At 52.0% G+C, this 16819-nt stretch carries 15 protein-coding genes; 13 read left to right on the top strand and 2 right to left on the bottom strand.

What is annotated here, in order from left to right:
• Positions 1 to 8 precede the first annotated feature (8 nt).
• The 10 genes from NFS31_RS12450 to NFS31_RS12405 all read left to right on the top strand — a co-directional run bounded on the left by NFS31_RS12450 (position 9) and on the right by NFS31_RS12405 (position 9504).
• Positions 9 to 1301, top strand: coding sequence for a UDP-N-acetylglucosamine 1-carboxyvinyltransferase (locus NFS31_RS12450; RefSeq protein ID WP_251495516.1), 1293 nt, complete (start codon positions 9 to 11; stop codon positions 1299 to 1301).
• A gap of 95 nt (positions 1302 to 1396) precedes the next feature.
• On the top strand, positions 1397 to 2965 hold the full coding sequence (locus NFS31_RS12445) for a glucosyltransferase domain-containing protein (protein ID WP_251495512.1): 1569 nt from the start codon (positions 1397 to 1399) through the stop codon (positions 2963 to 2965).
• 120 nt (positions 2966 to 3085) lie between these two features.
• Positions 3086 to 3373: a 30S ribosomal protein S6 gene (gene rpsF / locus NFS31_RS12440; protein WP_251495509.1), complete on the top strand. Its 288-nt coding sequence runs from the start codon at positions 3086 to 3088 to the stop codon at positions 3371 to 3373.
• A 19-nt stretch (positions 3374 to 3392) separates the two neighbouring features.
• Entirely contained in the window at positions 3393 to 3857 is a 465-nt protein-coding gene (locus NFS31_RS12435) for a single-stranded DNA-binding protein (RefSeq protein ID WP_251495506.1), read from the top strand.
• Positions 3858 to 3947: 90 nt separating this feature from the next.
• Positions 3948 to 4214: a 30S ribosomal protein S18 gene (rpsR, locus tag NFS31_RS12430; protein ID WP_160227854.1), complete on the top strand. Its 267-nt coding sequence runs from the start codon at positions 3948 to 3950 to the stop codon at positions 4212 to 4214.
• A gap of 104 nt (positions 4215 to 4318) precedes the next feature.
• A complete protein-coding gene (locus NFS31_RS12425; RefSeq protein ID WP_251495503.1) occupies positions 4319 to 4819 on the top strand; it encodes a GNAT family N-acetyltransferase in 501 nt (166 codons plus the stop codon).
• A gap of 175 nt (positions 4820 to 4994) precedes the next feature.
• Positions 4995 to 6665 carry a DEAD/DEAH box helicase gene (locus tag NFS31_RS12420; protein WP_251495499.1) on the top strand — a complete coding sequence of 557 codons (1671 nt, stop codon included), beginning with the start codon at positions 4995 to 4997 and terminating at the stop codon, positions 6663 to 6665.
• 186 nt (positions 6666 to 6851) lie between these two features.
• Positions 6852 to 7076, top strand: a complete 225-nt coding sequence (locus NFS31_RS12415; RefSeq protein ID WP_251495496.1) for a hypothetical protein — start codon at positions 6852 to 6854, stop codon at positions 7074 to 7076.
• 3 nt (positions 7077 to 7079) lie between these two features.
• Positions 7080 to 7823, top strand: a complete 744-nt coding sequence (locus tag NFS31_RS12410; protein WP_251495492.1) for a response regulator transcription factor — start codon at positions 7080 to 7082, stop codon at positions 7821 to 7823.
• Entirely contained in the window at positions 7801 to 9504 is a 1704-nt protein-coding gene (locus tag NFS31_RS12405; protein ID WP_251495490.1) for a sensor histidine kinase, read from the top strand. Before NFS31_RS12410 ends, NFS31_RS12405 begins: the two co-directional genes overlap by 23 nt.
• A 236-nt stretch (positions 9505 to 9740) precedes the next feature.
• On the opposite strand, the gene NFS31_RS12400 is transcribed toward NFS31_RS12405, so the two are convergent.
• Entirely contained in the window at positions 9741 to 11060 is a 1320-nt protein-coding gene (locus NFS31_RS12400; RefSeq protein WP_251495488.1) for an aspartate kinase, read from the bottom strand.
• Positions 11061 to 11142: 82 nt separating this feature from the next.
• Positions 11143 to 11835 (bottom strand): signal peptidase I, encoded by a 693-nt coding sequence (gene lepB, locus NFS31_RS12395; protein WP_416389460.1) that lies wholly within the window; start codon positions 11833 to 11835, stop codon positions 11143 to 11145.
• Between the two features lie 234 nt (positions 11836 to 12069).
• On the opposite strand from lepB, the gene NFS31_RS12390 reads away from it, so the two are divergent.
• From NFS31_RS12390 to NFS31_RS12380, 3 genes are all read left to right on the top strand, one after another.
• Positions 12070 to 13155, top strand: a complete 1086-nt coding sequence (locus NFS31_RS12390; protein ID WP_251495486.1) for a DUF3810 domain-containing protein — start codon at positions 12070 to 12072, stop codon at positions 13153 to 13155.
• 191 nt (positions 13156 to 13346) lie between these two features.
• Positions 13347 to 15905, top strand: coding sequence for a 1,4-alpha-glucan branching protein GlgB (gene glgB / locus NFS31_RS12385; RefSeq protein WP_251495484.1), 2559 nt, complete (start codon positions 13347 to 13349; stop codon positions 15903 to 15905).
• Positions 15906 to 15930: 25 nt separating this feature from the next.
• On the top strand, positions 15931 to 16800 hold the full coding sequence (locus NFS31_RS12380; RefSeq protein ID WP_251495482.1) for a mechanosensitive ion channel family protein: 870 nt from the start codon (positions 15931 to 15933) through the stop codon (positions 16798 to 16800).
• Positions 16801 to 16819 lie beyond the last annotated feature (19 nt).

Raw genomic sequence — 16819 nt, 5'->3', positions numbered from 1 at the left:
GGTGCCACATGGAACAGTATATTATGAAGGGCGGAAGCCCTCTGGCGGGAGAGGTCACGATCAGCGGGGCCAAGAATGCCGCTCTCGGAATTTTAGCCGCGTCAATTATGACAGATGATGATGTTTTGATAGAGAACCTTCCGGATGTGAGGGATATCAACGTCCTTTTGGAAGCGATTGAGAAGATTGGAGCGCGTGTGAAACGCACGGATCGTCACACGGTCCGTATTAATGCAAGCCATATACGCCGGGTGAGCGTGGATGATGAATATATCCGCAAAATCCGGGCATCGTATTATTTTATCGGAGCGCTTTTGGGAAAATATAAGAGCGCGGAGGTCCCGCTCCCGGGCGGCTGTAATATCGGCAGCAGGCCCATTGACCAGCATCTGAAGGGTTTTCGCGCTCTGGGGGCCAGGGTGGAAGTGGAGAAGGGAGCCGTGGTGGCCCACGCGATAGATTTGGTGGGCAGCCATATATATCTGGACGTCGTATCTGTGGGCGCTACCATTAATATCATGATGGCAGCTACCCTGGCGGAAGGCGAGACGATTATTGAGAACCCGGCCAAGGAGCCGCATGTCGTGGATGTGGCGAACTTCCTGAACAGCATGGGCGCCAATGTCAAGGGAGCCGGGACAGATGTGATCCGGATCCGGGGCGTCAAGCACCTGCACGGGACGGAGTATTCGATCATACCGGATCAGATTGAGGCCGGCACATTTATGTGCGCGGCGGCGATCACCCGCGGCGACGTGATGGTACAGAATGTGATACCAAAGCATCTGGAAGCGATCAGCGCCAAGCTGATCGAACTTGGCTGCGAGGTGACGGAGTTTGACGAGGCGGTCCGTGTTGTGGGAAGGCCCAGGCACCGCCATACGGATATCAAGACGCTGCCTTATCCGGGATTTCCCACGGACATGCAGCCGCAGATCACTGTAACTCTGGCGCTGGCAGAGGGAACCAGCATTGTGACAGAGAGTATATTTGAAAATCGTTTCAAATATGTGGACGAGCTGGCGCGTATGGGCGGTTCCATAAAGGTGGAAGGAAATACAGCGATTATCAGCGGAGTGAAGCAGCTAACAGGCGCGCAGGTGAACGCGCCGGATCTGCGGGCCGGAGCTGCGCTGGTGATTGCCGGGCTGGCGGCCGACGGCTACACGACTGTGGATGAAATCGGATATATTCAGAGAGGATATGAGAATTTTGAAAAAAAGCTTCAGGGCCTGGGCGCTATGATAGAGAAAGTGGACTCAGACAAAGAGGCGCAGAAATTTAAATTAAGGGTCGTCTGAGACGAATCCCGGGCTGCCGCAATGGAACTGAGTCCCTTTGCGGCAGCTTTCTTTTTCAGGCAAGTTAAAATTACAGGAGTTTGGTGGAGAGTGCGATGGAAAATTTGCAATCAGAGTGGGGAACGTTTATCCGGGAAAATCGTTTGACGCCGTGGATTTGCGCGGCGGCGGCAGCGCTCAGCTACGGGGTCATGTTGAGCGGGCTTCGGATCGGCGTGGATTCAGAGTATAATATGTATAATCCGGACGCGCTTATGAGGAGCTGGTATTCAATTAACCGCTATAGCCTGGTATGGCTTAAAAACCTGTTCGGAATGCGGATGCTGAACCCGTTTGCGGAAAACCTGCTTATGATAGCGGTTTTGACGCTGTGCGGGATATTCTCTTCTTTTATGTTTTACAGCTTCAGCGGCGGATCGCCGAATATGAAGGGCTTCTGCGCCGTATTTCCGCTGCTGCTTTTAACGCATCCCTGCTATGTCCAACAGTATGTGTTTACTTTACAGGCATTTGAGGTGGCGCTGTGTATGCTGGGCTGTCTTGCGGCAGCGTTTTGCAGCGCGAGGTGGGCGTGCGGGGCAGCATGGGGCTGGGGCGCGGCCGGCGTGCTTTTGATGGCCTTTGGCTTTGGCGGTTATCAGGCTCTGGTTCCCTTTTATATGGCGGCGGCGCTGGGAATTTATCTTATTTATTTTGAATTTCATGATAATCAGGAAAAAATGTTTTATTTAAAATGCGCTCTCCGCCATCTGGCGGCTTTTCTGGCCGGATATGCGCTGTATGTGCTGATCGGAAAAGCGGTTACCTTTTACTTGTTTGGCCCGGAGTTTCAGGGCGACTATCTGGAAGGACAGATTTTATGGAGGACCGGCTCTGTGCAGACGTGTATGGCGTTTATGAAGAGCTATATCCGCGACGTTCTTCTGGGGAAAGAGGAATTCTATCCGGCGACGTTTTTTCCCTTTGCCCTCCTTTTTGCCCTGCGCCTTTTGTGGGTCTGGGGAAGAAAGAGGCGCAGAGAATTTCTGCTCTATGCGCTGGCGGCCCTTGCCCTGGCGCTGTCGCCATTTTTCCTGTGCTTTTATCAGGGCGGCGGGATTCTGATACGTTCACAGATGAGCCTTCCCTTTGCAGCGGCCTTTTTCGGGGCGTCGCTGGCGTATTTTGTCTCCGCGCCTTTATCAGGGCATGCGGCCGGAAGCGTGAAAAAGCCGGCTGCATTCCTGACAGCCGCAGTTCTCGTTGTCTGCGGCATCAATCAGGGGACGACCTCGTCGCGGGCTGTACTGACAGCCCAGATGACGTATGAGGCGGATCGGATGACTGCCATGCAGATTGCGGAAGGGCTAAGGCGTCTGGGCGTCTCAGAAGCCGGAACGCGGATCGCGATGCTTGGCCAGTACCACCCGTCTATGCCCATAAGCGTTTCCATCCGCAGGGAATCCGTGGGATACTCCATCTTTGAGTGGGATCATCAGGGGCCGGCGGGCGTGTCGCACCGGGGAGCGGGCTTTATGAGGGTTCACGGCCTTCCCTACGAAGCGGCGACCGAGGAGGAGTTTATAAAGGCTAAGGAATACGGCGCGTCCATGCCCTGCTGGCCGTCTGCCGGATCCATGGCGCTTATGGGCGATGTGGTAATTGTAAAATTTTCGGAAGAATAGCGCAAAAAACTTGCAAACACGGAAAAAACCTGATATTATAGATACTCGTGATATATTAACTAAGTTCCTTACTCCCTGCTGGAGTCAGGGGGTCAGAGACCACAAGGAGGTAAAAAGAACATGAACAAGTATGAGTTGGCAGTTGTTCTCAACGCAAAGCTCGAGGACGAGGAGAGAGCCGCGGCGATGGAAAAGGTGACAGGATACATCACACGTTTCGGCGGCGCTGTAACTGGCATTGACGAGTGGGGTAAGAAGAGACTGGCTTACGAGATTCAGAAGATGAAAGAAGGCTTCTATTATTTCGTACACTTTGAGTCTGATTCCGTATGCCCGAACGAGGTAGAGGCCCACATTCGCATCATGGAGCCGGTTATCCGTTACTTATGCGTTAGAGAGGATGCATAGATAAAGAAAGAGTGATCGTATGAATAAAGTAATTCTGATGGGAAGATTGACCAGGGATCCGGAAGTGAGATATTCACAGGGCGAGCGCGCAATGGCGATTGCCAGATATACGCTGGCCGTCGATCGCAGAGGGCGCAGAGGCGGCAATGACGACGGGACGCAGACAGCGGATTTCATTCCATGCGTCGCCTTTGACAGGGCGGGCGAGTTTGCGGAGCGCTATTTCCGCCAGGGCATTAAGATTGTAGTGACCGGAAGGATCCAGACTGGCAGCTACACCAATAGAGACGGTCAGAAGGTATATACAACAGAGGTAATCGTAGAGGATCAGGAGTTTGCGGAGAGCAAGAACGCATCATCCGGCGCCGGGAACGCAGACAGCGGATACCGCCCGGCTGAACGCCCGACGCCGTCCAGCGCAATCGGCGATGGATTTATGAATATTCCTGACGGAGTTGAAGACGAGGGCCTTCCTTTTAACTAAGCGCGATATTCCGGGAATCGGTCCCCCGGAGAGGACGGGAAAGGCCCATAAAGCGGCGGCACCGCTTATTTTGTAAAGGAGGAAATACCAATGGCATTCAATAAAGGCGACAGAGCAGACGCTTCCAAAGTAAGGAGAGGCGGTATGCGCAGAAGAAAAAAAGTTTGTGTATTCTGCGGTGAGAAGAACGGAGTCATCGATTACAAGGATGTAAATAAGTTAAAGAGATACGTATCCGAGAGAGGAAAGATTCTTCCGAGAAGAATCACAGGCAACTGTGCAAAGCATCAGAGAGCCCTTACGGTAGCGATCAAGAGAGCCAGACACCTGGCGCTTATGCCCTATTCCTGCGATTAAGAGTGATATTTATAAAGGCGGCGCGGTTTCCCTGTGACGGGAGCCGCGCTTTTGCTGTGTACAGCGAGATTTCGGGAGTAGATGAATTATGAAAGGGGAATCTTATGAAGCTTACACTGAAACCATGGACGACAGAGGACGCAGAGCGGCTCTCCGATGTATTTAACAGCTCCAGGCGAGATTACACTTCAAACCGCAGGCCGACGCCGTACCCGGTCCGGGAGGCGCAGCGATGGCTGGACGAGACGGCGAAAAAGGACGAGACAGAGGGACTGTTTTACGCGATTCTCGCGGATGAGGAGTATGTGGGATTTATTACCGTTGAACGTATGGAGGATGTGCACTGCCGCGACGCGGAAATCGGGTATCTGCTCAAAACCCGGGAGGAATCAAAGGGAATCGCAACCTGGGCAGTAGGAGAGGCATGCAAAAGGGCGTTTGAGAAAATGGATATCGTGCGGCTGACAGGTTATGTATTTGCCGCCAATACGGCCTCCAGAAAGGTTATGGAAAAGAACGGGTTTGTCCTGGAGGGAGTGATGAAGCAGGCGCTTTATAAGAACGGGCAGCTTCAGGATGACTGTATCTATGCGAAATACCGGTAGATGAAAATCAATTTTAAAATTGACAAGAAACCTCTAATCTGCTATAGTTTAATAGAAATTTAGAAGCGAGAAGGTTCAAGAACTGAAACGTATCTTGAATCTTCTTTTTTTCAGAACATAAAATCGTGCAGACTGTAGTGAAAGATACAGTAAGGTGAGAATAGAAAGGGACAAGATGGATGCAATCAGATTTGAAGATTTGAATTTAGACGCAAAGATCATGCGTGCTGTAACCGATATGGGGTTTGAGGCCGCTTCGCCGATTCAGGCGAGGTCCATTCCGCTGGAGCTTGAGGGACTGGATATTATCGGCCAGGCCCAGACCGGGACGGGAAAGACGGCGGCGTTCGGGATTCCGCTTTTGCAGAAGGTGGATCCGAAGCTTAAAAAGCCGCAGGCGATTATCCTGTGCCCAACAAGAGAGCTGGCTATCCAGGTTTCGGATGAAATCCACCGCCTGGCAAAATATATGCATGGAATCAAGGTTCTGCCTATTTACGGGGGGCAGGAGATAGGAAGACAGATCCGCTCCCTGAAAGACGGCGTGCAGGTGATTATCGGAACACCCGGGCGCGTGATGGATCACATGCGCAGGAAGACGGTGAAGCTGGGGCAGATCCATACCGTGGTTCTGGACGAAGCGGATGAGATGCTGAATATGGGCTTTTTAGAGGACATGGAGACGATCCTGAGCGAGCTTCCTGAAGAACGGCAGACCGTGATGTTTTCCGCCACCATGCCGCAGGCGATTGCGGAGATCGCAAAAAAATTCCAGAAGGAGCCGCAGCTCGTAAAGGTCGTGAAAAAGGAACTCACCGTCCCGGAGGTGACGCAGTATTATTATGAGGTCAAGCCCAAGAATAAGGTGGAGGTGATGTGCCGCCTTCTGGATCTGTATGATCCGAAGCTCTCCGTTGTATTCTGCAACACAAAAAAGCAGGTGGATGAGCTGGTCGAGAAGCTGCAGGGCAGGGGATATTATGCGGAAGGGCTGCACGGAGATTTGAAGCAGGTGCAGAGGGATCGCGTGATGAACAGCTTCCGCAACGGGAGAACTGATATCCTGGTGGCGACCGACGTGGCGGCCAGAGGAATCGATGTGGACGACGTAGAGGCTGTATTTAACTACGATATCCCACAGGACGACGAATACTATGTCCACCGGATCGGGCGCACCGGCCGCGCGGGCCGCGAGGGAAAGGCATTCAGCCTGGTGGTGGGCCGCGAGGTCTACAAGCTGCGCGAAATCCAGCGCTACTGCAAGACGCGCATCCTCCCGCAGCCGATCCCGTCATTGAACGATATCACAGCCATAAAGGCGGAGAAAGCGCTGGACAGCGTGGAAGAATATATCCGCGACAGTGATTTGGATAAGGTGATCCGCATCGTCGAGAACAGGGTGCTGGAGGAAGAGTATACGACGCTTGATCTGGCGGCTGCGCTTCTTAAAATGGTGATGGGAGACGACAACGAGGAGATCATGGACGAGGGACAGCCGCTGCGCTCCCTGGATGATTTGGACGACTACGGCCATGGCGGCCGGGGACGGGGCGGCCGTTACGGGCGCTCAGACCGGTATGAGCGCTACGAACGCCGCGGGGGCGATCGCATGGCCCGGCTGTTTGTTAATATCGGCAAGAACCAGGGCGTAAAGCCCGGAGACATCCTGGGCGCTATCGCCGGCGAATCCGGTATGCCGGGCAGAATGGTCGGCAGTATCGATATGTACGATAAATATACCTTCGTCGAGGTTCCCAGAGAGCATGCGGATGTGGTGCTTCAGGCCATGAAGGATGTGAAGATAAAAGGCAAGAGCGTTCATATGGAGAAGGCGAACCGGAAATAGAATGCAAATCTTGAATCATGTGATAACCAGGATTTTCTTCCTTAAAAAACATACCGAAAATAATAAGCCTGCCTTGTACCTGCCGGTACAGGCAGGCATTCTTTAGAAAATCTTTCATTTTTCCTCCCCCCTCTCTTTGGATTTCCCCGCTATACTAATCCCATCAACAAAAAAGGAGGTTCGCGTATGTCGCCGCAGGCATTTGCACAGATTATCATTACACTATCAGGAGTTGCGGCTGGTTTCAGCTTATTCCTTAATTTTCTCTTACTTCTCATGGAGGAAATCAAAAACTATAGTATAATGGACAGAAAAAAAGAAAGAAAGCCACGCCGTGTTCCGGACAGGGCGGCCCTGTTTTGGGGACAGCCGGGATTTGGGAAGCGGCCGGGGGCGATGGTGGAGATGTAGGACATGGAGATACGGGCGCTGAGCAGGAACAGGGAGGAGAACAACATCCTTCTGGCAGAGGACGACAGGGAGATCCGGCAGGGCATTGAAATTTTTCTGCGCGGACAGGGCTATAAGGTTTTTCAGGCCGCGGACGGGCTGGAAGGGCTGGCCATACTGGAGCGGGAGGAGATCCATCTGGCGATTGTGGATATCATGATGCCGCGCATGGACGGTGTAACCATGGTGGTAAAGTTGCGGGAGAGCTATGATTTTCCTGTCATTTTCCTGTCTGCAAAGTCAGAAGAGGTGGATAAGATCATGGGCCTGAATATGGGGGCGGACGACTACATTACAAAGCCGTTTACGCCTATGGAGCTGCTGGCCCGCGTCAATTCCCAGCTCCGCAGGTACCGCCGTTTTCTGGATCTTCTGGAGCAGAGGACAAAGGCCGGGCCGGAGAGGGAGGGGCACGTATACCGTATCCGGGGCCTGGAGCTGAATGAGGACACCGTGGAGGTGCTGGTGGACGGGAGCGCGGTGAAGACGACGCCGATCGAGTTTAAGATCTTGTCGCTGCTGATGCGCAACGCCGGGAGAGTATTCTCGGCAGATGAGATATATGAACGCGTCTGGAACGAACGGGCAGTCAATACGGACACGGTGATGGTCCATGTGCGGAATATCCGTGAAAAGATCGAACTGGATCCGAAGCGCCCGAAATATTTAAAGGTGGTGTGGGGAGTTGGATATAAAATCGAAAAATAACCATATATTAGGCATGCTTATCCTGCTGTTGATTGCCACGGCCGGGACAGCCTGTATTATGGCCCTTTATCCGTGGCTGCGGCAGCAGGCGTTCGAGGGGGCCGAGAATATCGCCATAAGAGCAGGCGGGACGGGAGAATGGAGCGGCTACGGCGCGGAAATCGGAGATCAGTATTACGTCTTTTCTGATACCTGGAGAGTAGATGCATTAGTGTTCTGGATCGCGTCTGCCGCGTTTACCATGACAGCGCTCCTTGCCTTTTTGGCGGGGCTTAACCGCTCGTTTGGGCTGACGCGGAGCAGGCTGTTTTCCATGCCGTTTGAACTTCTGGTGGCAGTTGGATTTTGTGCCGCGGCGCTGCTGAACGAATTCTTTGGAGATATTCAGTCTCTGGTATGGCATACTGTGACAGGAGAGCTTCGCACAGAGCTGATGGAAGAGCTGTACATGGGGTACGGGCCGGCAGGGGCATTTGTGGCCGCGCTGAATGTGACGGTGTGGTTTGTCTGCCTTCTGTTTATCTGCTGGCTCGTTGTGAGCGCACAGTCTATCTTTACGCTGGGGATTAAGCGTTGGTTTAAGGAGCGCACCCTGACGGGCCTGTTTCTTTTGTGGGGCGGCCGGACGGTGAGGAATACATGCGAGCTGATCGAGACGATTGATTTCCGTGAGGATTCCACAAAACGGCTTTTAAAGATTGTGGGAGTAAATTTCCTGTTGCTGTCTGTGATTAGCTGCTTCTGGTTTTTCGGCATCTTTGGGCTGCTCGTATACTCTGTCGTCCTGTTTTTCCTGCTCCGCCGGATTTACAGCAATTTGCAGGGCAAATATCAGATAATCCTGGATGCCGCGGGAAAGATGGCGCAGGGCGATCTTGATGTGGAAATCGAAGGCGGGCTGGGCATTTTTGAGCCCCTGCGCGGAGAAATCACGAAAATCAGGAACGGATTTAAAAAGGCGGTGGACGAGGAAGTGCGCAGCCGCAGCATGAAAACTGAGCTGATCACAAACGTTTCCCATGATTTAAAGACGCCGCTCACGGCCATTATCACATATGTCAACCTTCTAAAAAAAGACGATACGACGGAGGAGGAAAAAAAAGAGTATATCCGTATCTTGGATCAGAAATCCATGCGGCTGAAAAGCCTGATAGAGGACCTGTTTGAGATCAGCCGGGCAAACAGCAATAATGTGACTTTGAACCTCGTAGAGGCGGATGTGGTCAGCCTTATGAAGCAGGTGAGGCTTGAGCTGGATGACAAGATATGCGGTTCGGAGATCGATTTCCGCTTCCATCTGCCGGATGAGAGAGTTCTTCTGCTCCTGGACAGTGAAAAAGCATACCGCGTATTTGAAAATCTCCTGGTAAATATCGTGAAATATGCAATGCCGGGGACGCGGGCCTATGTGGAAATCCGGGAGGAGAAGGAGACGGCGATGATTTCCTTTAAAAATATTTCCGCTGTGGAAATCACGCTGAGCGGGGAGGATATCACGGAACGCTTTGTGCGCGGCGACACGTCCCGGAATACGGAAGGCTCCGGGCTGGGGCTGGCGATCGCCAGGAGCTTTACAGAACTCATGGGCGGGGCGATGGACGTGTCTATCGAGGCGGATCTGTTTAAGGTGAGGCTTGTGTTTCCGAAGAAACGCGCTTCTGAGGCGGAGGAATGGGATTGAAGAAGGTTTCTAAATTATAAGGTTCTTTAAAGTTCTACTGGTATATCATGTACTCCCGGAGTCTCTCCGCGCCTGCCATTGCGGCTGATTTTCCTGGAGTACATTATCTGGAAAAGGAGCGCACAGGCCCCCGCGAAGTTTACGCAGGTGGCCCCGGGCGCTCCTTTTTAGCGGTTCAGACAGCCTGAACCCCTTCTATTTCTGCAGCAGCTAAGGCGGCCTTAAGCCATACCTTTCTATATTTCCGACAGAATAAAAATATCGTATATCGCCTTAATCGCAGGCTCAAAATCATCATTTTTTACACCGATAATAATATTCAGCTCGCTGGATCCCTGATCAATCATTTTCACATTGATCCTCGCATGCGCGAGAGCAGAGAAGATCCGTCCCGCGGTGCCGCGCGCCGATTTCATGCCGCGCCCCACAACCGCGATGAGGGCCAGATCCGACTCGAGATCCAGAAAATCAGGCTGTACGGCGCGGTGGATCCCGGCGATTACGGACTGTTCGTATTCTTCAAATTCCGACTGATGAACAAAGATGGTCATGGTATCAATACCGGAGGGCATGTGCTCAAAGGAAATGCCATAGCGCTCAAACACATCAAGCACCTTTCTGCCGAACCCGATTTCACTGTTCATCATCGCCTTTTCGATATTAATAGAGCAGAACCCTTTTTTCCCTGCAATGCCGGTGATTACGTATTTGGGCTTGCGGCAGGTGCTTTCCACGATCAGGGTGCCGGGATCGTCGGGCTTATTGGTATTGCGGATATTGATTGGGATTCCCTCCTTGCGGACCGGGAAAATGGCGTCCTCATGGAGTACGCTGGCCCCCATGTATGCCAGCTCCCGAAGCTCCCGGTAGGTGATCGTCTCGATCGGAACAGGATTTTCCACCAGGTGCGGATCTGTTACCAGGAAACCGGATACATCGGTCCAGTTTTCATACAGATCCGCGTGAATGGCCCTGGATACAATCGAGCCGGTGACATCGGATCCGCCGCGTGAAAAGGTTTTGATGGAGCCGTCCGGCTTCGATCCGTAAAAACCGGGGATAACAGCGCGCTCTAAGTGTTCCAGGCGCTGCGCCAGCTCCCGGTTGGTCTTGTCAGCCAGAAACGCGCCGTTTTCGTCAAAAAAGATCACCTCAGCGGCATCCACAAATTCAAAACCCAGGTAATGGGACATAATAAGGCTGTTTAAATATTCCCCGCGGGAAGCGGCATAATCGCGCCCCGCTTTGGCGATAAAATTTTCCTCAATGGTCTTGAATTCAAAATCCAGGTTTAAATTTAAATCAAGCCCGTCGATGATTTGCTCAAAGCGCTCCTTGATTTTGGAGAGAAGCTTGCCGTAGCCTGCCCCTGTGGAAGCTGCGTCATAGCAGGCGTAGAGCATATCCGTCACCTTTTCGTCCGTTTTGCTGCGCTTGCCCGGAGCGGACGGCACAACATAGCGCCTTGCTTTATCGGCCCGGATGATCTCCCCGGCCTTTTTAAACTGCTTCGCGCTGGCAAGAGAGCTGCCGCCGAATTTTACCACTTTCTTCATAGTTCCTCCCTTTTTGTTCAATATACTCTTGGAATTTCTCCGCAAGTACATTCCGGTCTTCCCGTTCAGTGAAGTATGTGTGTCAGTGAAGTACGCGTATTTTTGGAAAATACTGGATCAGAACCTTTGCAACCAGTTTTTCGCGTTTAACAAAATGATTTCTCCATCTTCTGGAATCATTGGAGTGGTTCCGGTTATCGCCCATCATAAAATAGCAGTCCTCCGGAACCTCAAAATGCTGGGGCGGTTCGGGCTCCATGGGCTCGCGCAGATACGGCTCGGAAATGGGAACGTCAGAGCCGTTTAAGTATACCTGGCCGTCCACAATATCAACCGTATCGCCGGGCATACCGATAATGCGCTTCACATAATAGGTTTTAATTCCCAGCGCTTCATCGTCCGGATAGATGAAAATTGCAATATCGCCGCGCTCCGGATCGCCGAAGCGGTAGCTTAAGCGCGAACCTATCACACGGTCGCCGGGCATGATCGTCGTTTCCATGGAGCCGGTGGGCACCTGGCTGTTAGCGATAATAAAATGATTGATAAACAGGGCGATCAGCGCGGCGGTGACAAATACCTGAACCCAGCTAATCAGCTCTTTTTTCAGGTTAAAGGGTTCTTTGTCCTCCTGGCTGTCCTCACTGCCGGGAACGGGAGAGAGGGCGGTTTCTTTTGGCGTGCCGGTTTCGGATTCTGCTTCTGCTTCGTCCGGAGTGTCTCCGGGGAGATCCTGATTAATGCCGATAGCGCCGGACTTGAGCTGTTCAAGCATTTTGTCGAGATCCTCTATGGGAGGATCTTCCGTTTTTGGGTTTTTCTGGTCTTTATATTCCATAAATTTCTCCTGTTTGACGAATGGGTTTACTTTGCAATATAATAGTGTATATGAGTTTTTTCGATTTATCAAGCTTTTCAAAGAAATTTCATAAAGAATATTGTTACTGTTGCAGAAGTTTTTATTTGCGGATTGGGTGGGCGGATGATTTGTATAATCAGGAGAAACGAAATGGAGCAGGGCGAAAGAATTAAAAAATGGGACATGGGAGCTGCAGTTGGAACCGGCTTTTGGGGCGCGGCTCTGGCGCTTCAGCTTGCGGCAAGGAATATTCCGGGATTTGGCCAGTGGTATGCAGTGTCTGTGTACCCGATTTTGACAGGGACGCTGGGAAGGATGGCTGGATGGCTGCCGTTTTCCGTATCAGAAGTCCTTTTATATGTCTTAATGGCCGGATATACGGTATGGGCAATCTATATTCTGTTGTATGCCATATTGGGCCGGAAAAGAAAGTGGTATTTTAAAACATACATAAAGAATACATATCTGGCCGCGGCGTTTTTATTTTTTCTGTATACAATAGGATGCGGCGTTAATTATTACAGGAAGCCGTTTTCAGCTTATCTGGAGTATAAGACGGACGTTTATACAAGGGAGCAGCTTAAAGAGCTGTGCAAATGGCTTACAGGGCAGGTAAATGCCTCCTGGACAGAGACCGGGACAAAGACGTCCAGGCAGATGCAGGAAGCCGGCGCAGACGCCATGGAAGGGCTGGGAGAACGGTATCCCGCATTAAAAGGGCCCTATCCAAAGCCAAAACCGCTCATTGTGTCCCGTATTTTATCTGTCCAGCAGTTAAGCGGGATATACTCGCCCTTTACCATTGAGGCCAATTACAATAACGAGATGACCGCATATAATATCCCCCACACCATTTGCCATGAGCTTTCCCATCTGCGCGGATTTATGAGGGAAGAAGAGGCCAACTTTATCGGATTTCTGGCATGCGCCGCCTCGGACGATCCGGAATTTTGCTACAGCGGCTACCTGAGCGCCTGGATCTATGCAGGCAACGCGCTGGCAGCCGAAGACATCGAATTCTATTCCGAATGCTACAGAGCACTGCGGCCGGAGGTACGAGAAGATTTAAAAGAAAATTCACAGTTCTGGAACCGCTTTGAGTCCAGAGTCTCAGAAGCGGCAGAGGCTATGAATGACCACTATCTGAAAGCCAACAGCCAGCCCGAAGGAGTGAAAAGCTACGGCAGGGTTACAGATCTCCTGCTTGCCTGGTATGAGAACAGAAAAGGGCCGTAGAACGCAAACCGTTTATATGCCCGCCGCCCACTTACAGCCGGCCAGTCACGTAGCCCGGGGCGGCCTTTCCACGATCCCCCAATTATCGCCCCCTCGAAATCTCCCCAAAGCAACCCGGAAAATGATTGTATTATTTGCCGCGGAATGTTAAAATGTAATTAAGAATTGTATGATAAGAAGGGGGCGTATTTATGGAAAAAACATTATACGATCTGATGGACTGGGCAGGGATTGAGGAAATCGTGTATTCGGAGGCTTCGGATCCCCATGCGATGCTGGGATCCCATATGACAAAGGAAGGGATGCTGGTTCAGGCATTCATACCCACAGCCAGGGATATCACGGTAAAGCTGTCATCCACAGGTAAGCAGTACCAGATGGAAATGGCGGATGAAGCAGGCTTTTTTGCAGCGTTGATTCCGCGCAAGACGCTGACAGATTATACGCTTTTAGTATTTTATGACAACGGAACCTTGAGTGAAATTCATGATCCATACGCATATGCCCCCCAACTGACAGATTCTGATCTGAAGAAATTTGCAGCGGGGATCCATTACAGTATTTATGAGAAGATGGGGGCTCATCCCATGCAGATAAAAGGGGTGAGCGGCGTCTATTTCGCCGTTTGGGCGCCATGTGCGATGCGCGTCAGCGTGGTGGGAGATTTTAACCTTTGGGACGGCAGGCGTCATCAGATGAGGCGTCTGGGAGATTCCGGAGTGTTTGAGATTTTCATTCCGGGCGTAAAGGAAGGCGAGATTTACAAATACGAGATCAAATTCAGGAACGGAGATCCGGCGCTGAAGGCGGATCCATATGCCAGCTATGCGGAGCTTCGGCCAAATACAGCTTCCGTGGTATGGGATCTGAACCGGTATCAGTGGCAGGATCAGGAGTGGATGGCGGCGCGGGCGAAAAAGGATACCCGGACAGAGCCGATGTCGATCTATGAGGTGCATCTGGGCTCCTGGAAGAGGAAGCCGATTGAGGTGGACGAGACAGGCGCGGAGGAGCCTGGATCCGAGTTTTATAATTACCGGGAGCTCGCCGTGAGTCTGGCGGAATATGTGAAGGAGATGGGCTATACCCATATTGAGCTGCTTCCGGTGATGGAGCACCCGCTTGACGCCTCCTGGGGCTATCAGGTGACAGGGTATTATGCGCCGACGAGCCGGTTCGGTACGCCGGATGATTTTATGTATTTCATGGATTATATGCATGGACAGGGGATTGGCGTGATTCTGGACTGGGTTCCGGCGCATTTCCCGCGCGATTCGTGGGGCATGGCGCAGTTTGACGGGACATGCGTGTACGAGCACCAGGATCCGAGACAGGGATCGCATCCTCACTGGGGGACGCTCATCTACAATTACGGCCGTCCGGGCGTATCGAATTTCCTCATCGCGAATGCGATGTTCTGGGCGGATCGCTACCATGCGGACGGCATCCGCTTTGACGCGGTCGCTTCCATGCTGTATCTGGATTACGGAAAGAATCCGGGAGAATGGGTGGCGAATATGTACGGCGGGCATGAGAATTTAGAGGCGGTGGAGTTCCTCAAGCACTTAAATTCCGTGTTTAAGGGCCGCGGGGACGGCGCGATACTGATCGCAGAGGAATCCACGGCCTGGCCGAAGATCACAGGCAACGTAAAGGATGAGGGCCTGGGCTTTGATTATAAGTGGAACATGGGCTGGATGAATGATTTCCTGGGTTATATGCGGTATGATCCGTTTTTCCGATGCCATCACTATAATGAACTGACCTTCAGCATGATCTACTCCTACAGCGAGAACTTTATACTGGTCTTCTCGCATGACGAGGTGGTGCATGGAAAGGGCTCTATGGTAAATAAGATGCCGGGCGGGCGGCCGGAGGATAAATTTGCCAATCTCCGCGCGGCCTATGGCTTTATGATGGGCCATCCGGGCAAGAAGCTGCTATTCATGGGCCAGGATTTTGGCCAGATGGATGAATGGAATGAGAATGCCAGCATTGAATGGGAGCTTCTGCAGTATCCGATCCACAGCCAGATGAAGGAGTATGTAAAGGAATTAAACGCTCTCTACAGGCAGCACCCGGCCCTGTACGAAAAGGATTATCATCCCGACGGGTTTGAGTGGATGAACTGCATGGACTATATGAATAATATCGTAGTCTTTGTCCGCAAGACGGAGAAACCGGAGGAGACGCTTCTGTTTGTCTGCAACTTTGCCCCGGTGCTCCATGAAAAATATATGCTGGGCGTGCCGTTTGCAGGAAAATATAAAGAGATCTTTAACAGCGATGCAGAACGCTTCGGCGGAAGCGGAACAGGCAATCCGCGCCAGAAGAGCTCAAAAGAGGAGGAGTGCAACGGGAAGGAGAATTCCATCACGGTACAGATCCCGCCGCTGGGAATTCTGGTATTTAGCTGCACGCCGGAGAAGGAGCCAAAGAAAAGCGCAAATGCAAAGAGCGCGTCAGCCGCGGAAAAATCTGCCAGAGGAAAAAGCGCAGCAGCAGGGAAGGCATCTGTGAAGGAGAACGGCGCGGCTGTAGCGGCGCAGGAGGAAGCGGCAGAGAAAACGGATATGCCGTCCGGCGAGACGCCTGTGAAAGAAAAAGGTACAATATCTGAGGCGCCATCTGTTAAAGAGGACGACGTCCCGGCCGAAAAAGCATCTGCAAAGGGCAGCGGCGCAGCGGCGAAGCGCGCCCCGGCAAAGAAGAGTAAAAAAGGGTCAAAATCACGCGGTCAGAAGGCATGAGAGGATATAGGACAGGACAGACAGGATGAGTATTTCGGACAGATTGTTGTTACTGGCAGAGCTCCCCTCTGAAACGGTGGACATGGGGGCGTTTACAGCGATGCTTGAGAAGGCGGGGCCGTGGTTTTTGAACCTTTGCTGGAAGCTTTTGATAGCCCTGGCCGTCTTTTTGATAGGAAAAAAGGCGATTGGCTTTATCAGGCGTTTTGCGGGCCGCTCTTTTGAGCGGGCCGGCGTGGAGGCGGGGGCTTCAAAGTTTTTAAAATCTCTGATAGAGGTATGTCTATACGGGATTCTGGTTTTCATGATAGCAGGGCAGCTCGGGCTGAACACAGCCTCGCTGGTCACCATTTTAGGCACGGCCAGCCTGGCCCTCAGCCTGTCCCTGCAGGGAACCCTGCAGAACTTTGCAGGCGGAGTGCTTCTGCTGCTGGTAAAGCCTTTTAAGGTGGGAGAGTATATCATCTGCCCGGAGGGAGAGGGGACGGTATCCATGATTGGGCTGGTCTATACGACGCTCCTGACGGCAGACAATAAAAGGATTACGATTCCCAATGGTTCGCTGGCCAATTCCACGGTTACGGATGTGACGGCTATGGAGAAGCGGCGGCTGGATTTGCTGGTGGGGATCGGGTATCAGGCTGATATAAAGGCGGCGAAGGAAATTTTAGAGCGCAGCTTCAGGGAACATCCTCTGATATGTAAGGAAGAGGATATTACGGTATTTGTGGACAGCCTGGGAGACAGCGCGGTGACGCTGGGCGTGCGCGGCTGGACGGCGCCAGGCGATTACTGGAAGGCCAAATGGGATCTGCTGGAAACGATCAAGCTTTCATTTGATGAGGCTGGAATTGAGATTCCATTCAGCCAGGTAGATGTCCATATCGTTAAATGACGATGGAAAGGAATACCGG

This window comes from Otoolea muris, from assembly GCF_943193115.1.
In the GTDB taxonomy this organism is placed as follows: Bacteria; Bacillota; Clostridia; order Lachnospirales; family Lachnospiraceae; genus Otoolea; species Otoolea muris.
The sequence above is the reverse complement of the archived record's forward strand: the minus strand, read 5'-3'. Positions and strand labels throughout refer to the sequence as shown.

Excerpts from the sequence above, each read along its gene's own strand:
- NFS31_RS12450 (WP_251495516.1), top strand. The coding sequence starts at position 9 with ATGGAACAGTATATTATGAAGGGCGGAAGCCCTCTGGCGGGAGAGGTC.
- NFS31_RS12445 (WP_251495512.1), top strand. The coding sequence starts at position 1,397 with ATGGAAAATTTGCAATCAGAGTGGGGAACGTTTATCCGGGAAAATCGT.
- rpsF (WP_251495509.1), top strand. The coding sequence starts at position 3,086 with ATGAACAAGTATGAGTTGGCAGTTGTTCTCAACGCAAAGCTCGAGGAC.
- NFS31_RS12435 (WP_251495506.1), top strand. The coding sequence starts at position 3,393 with ATGAATAAAGTAATTCTGATGGGAAGATTGACCAGGGATCCGGAAGTG.
- rpsR (WP_160227854.1), top strand. The coding sequence starts at position 3,948 with ATGGCATTCAATAAAGGCGACAGAGCAGACGCTTCCAAAGTAAGGAGA.
- NFS31_RS12425 (WP_251495503.1), top strand. The coding sequence starts at position 4,319 with ATGAAGCTTACACTGAAACCATGGACGACAGAGGACGCAGAGCGGCTC.
- NFS31_RS12420 (WP_251495499.1), top strand. The coding sequence starts at position 4,995 with ATGGATGCAATCAGATTTGAAGATTTGAATTTAGACGCAAAGATCATG.
- NFS31_RS12415 (WP_251495496.1), top strand. The coding sequence starts at position 6,852 with ATGTCGCCGCAGGCATTTGCACAGATTATCATTACACTATCAGGAGTT.
- NFS31_RS12410 (WP_251495492.1), top strand. The coding sequence starts at position 7,080 with ATGGAGATACGGGCGCTGAGCAGGAACAGGGAGGAGAACAACATCCTT.
- NFS31_RS12400 (WP_251495488.1), bottom strand. The coding sequence starts at position 11,060 with ATGAAGAAAGTGGTAAAATTCGGCGGCAGCTCTCTTGCCAGCGCGAAG.
- lepB (WP_416389460.1), bottom strand. The coding sequence starts at position 11,835 with ATGCTTGAACAGCTCAAGTCCGGCGCTATCGGCATTAATCAGGATCTC.
- NFS31_RS12390 (WP_251495486.1), top strand. The coding sequence starts at position 12,070 with ATGGAGCAGGGCGAAAGAATTAAAAAATGGGACATGGGAGCTGCAGTT.
- glgB (WP_251495484.1), top strand. The coding sequence starts at position 13,347 with ATGGAAAAAACATTATACGATCTGATGGACTGGGCAGGGATTGAGGAA.
- NFS31_RS12380 (WP_251495482.1), top strand. The coding sequence starts at position 15,931 with ATGAGTATTTCGGACAGATTGTTGTTACTGGCAGAGCTCCCCTCTGAA.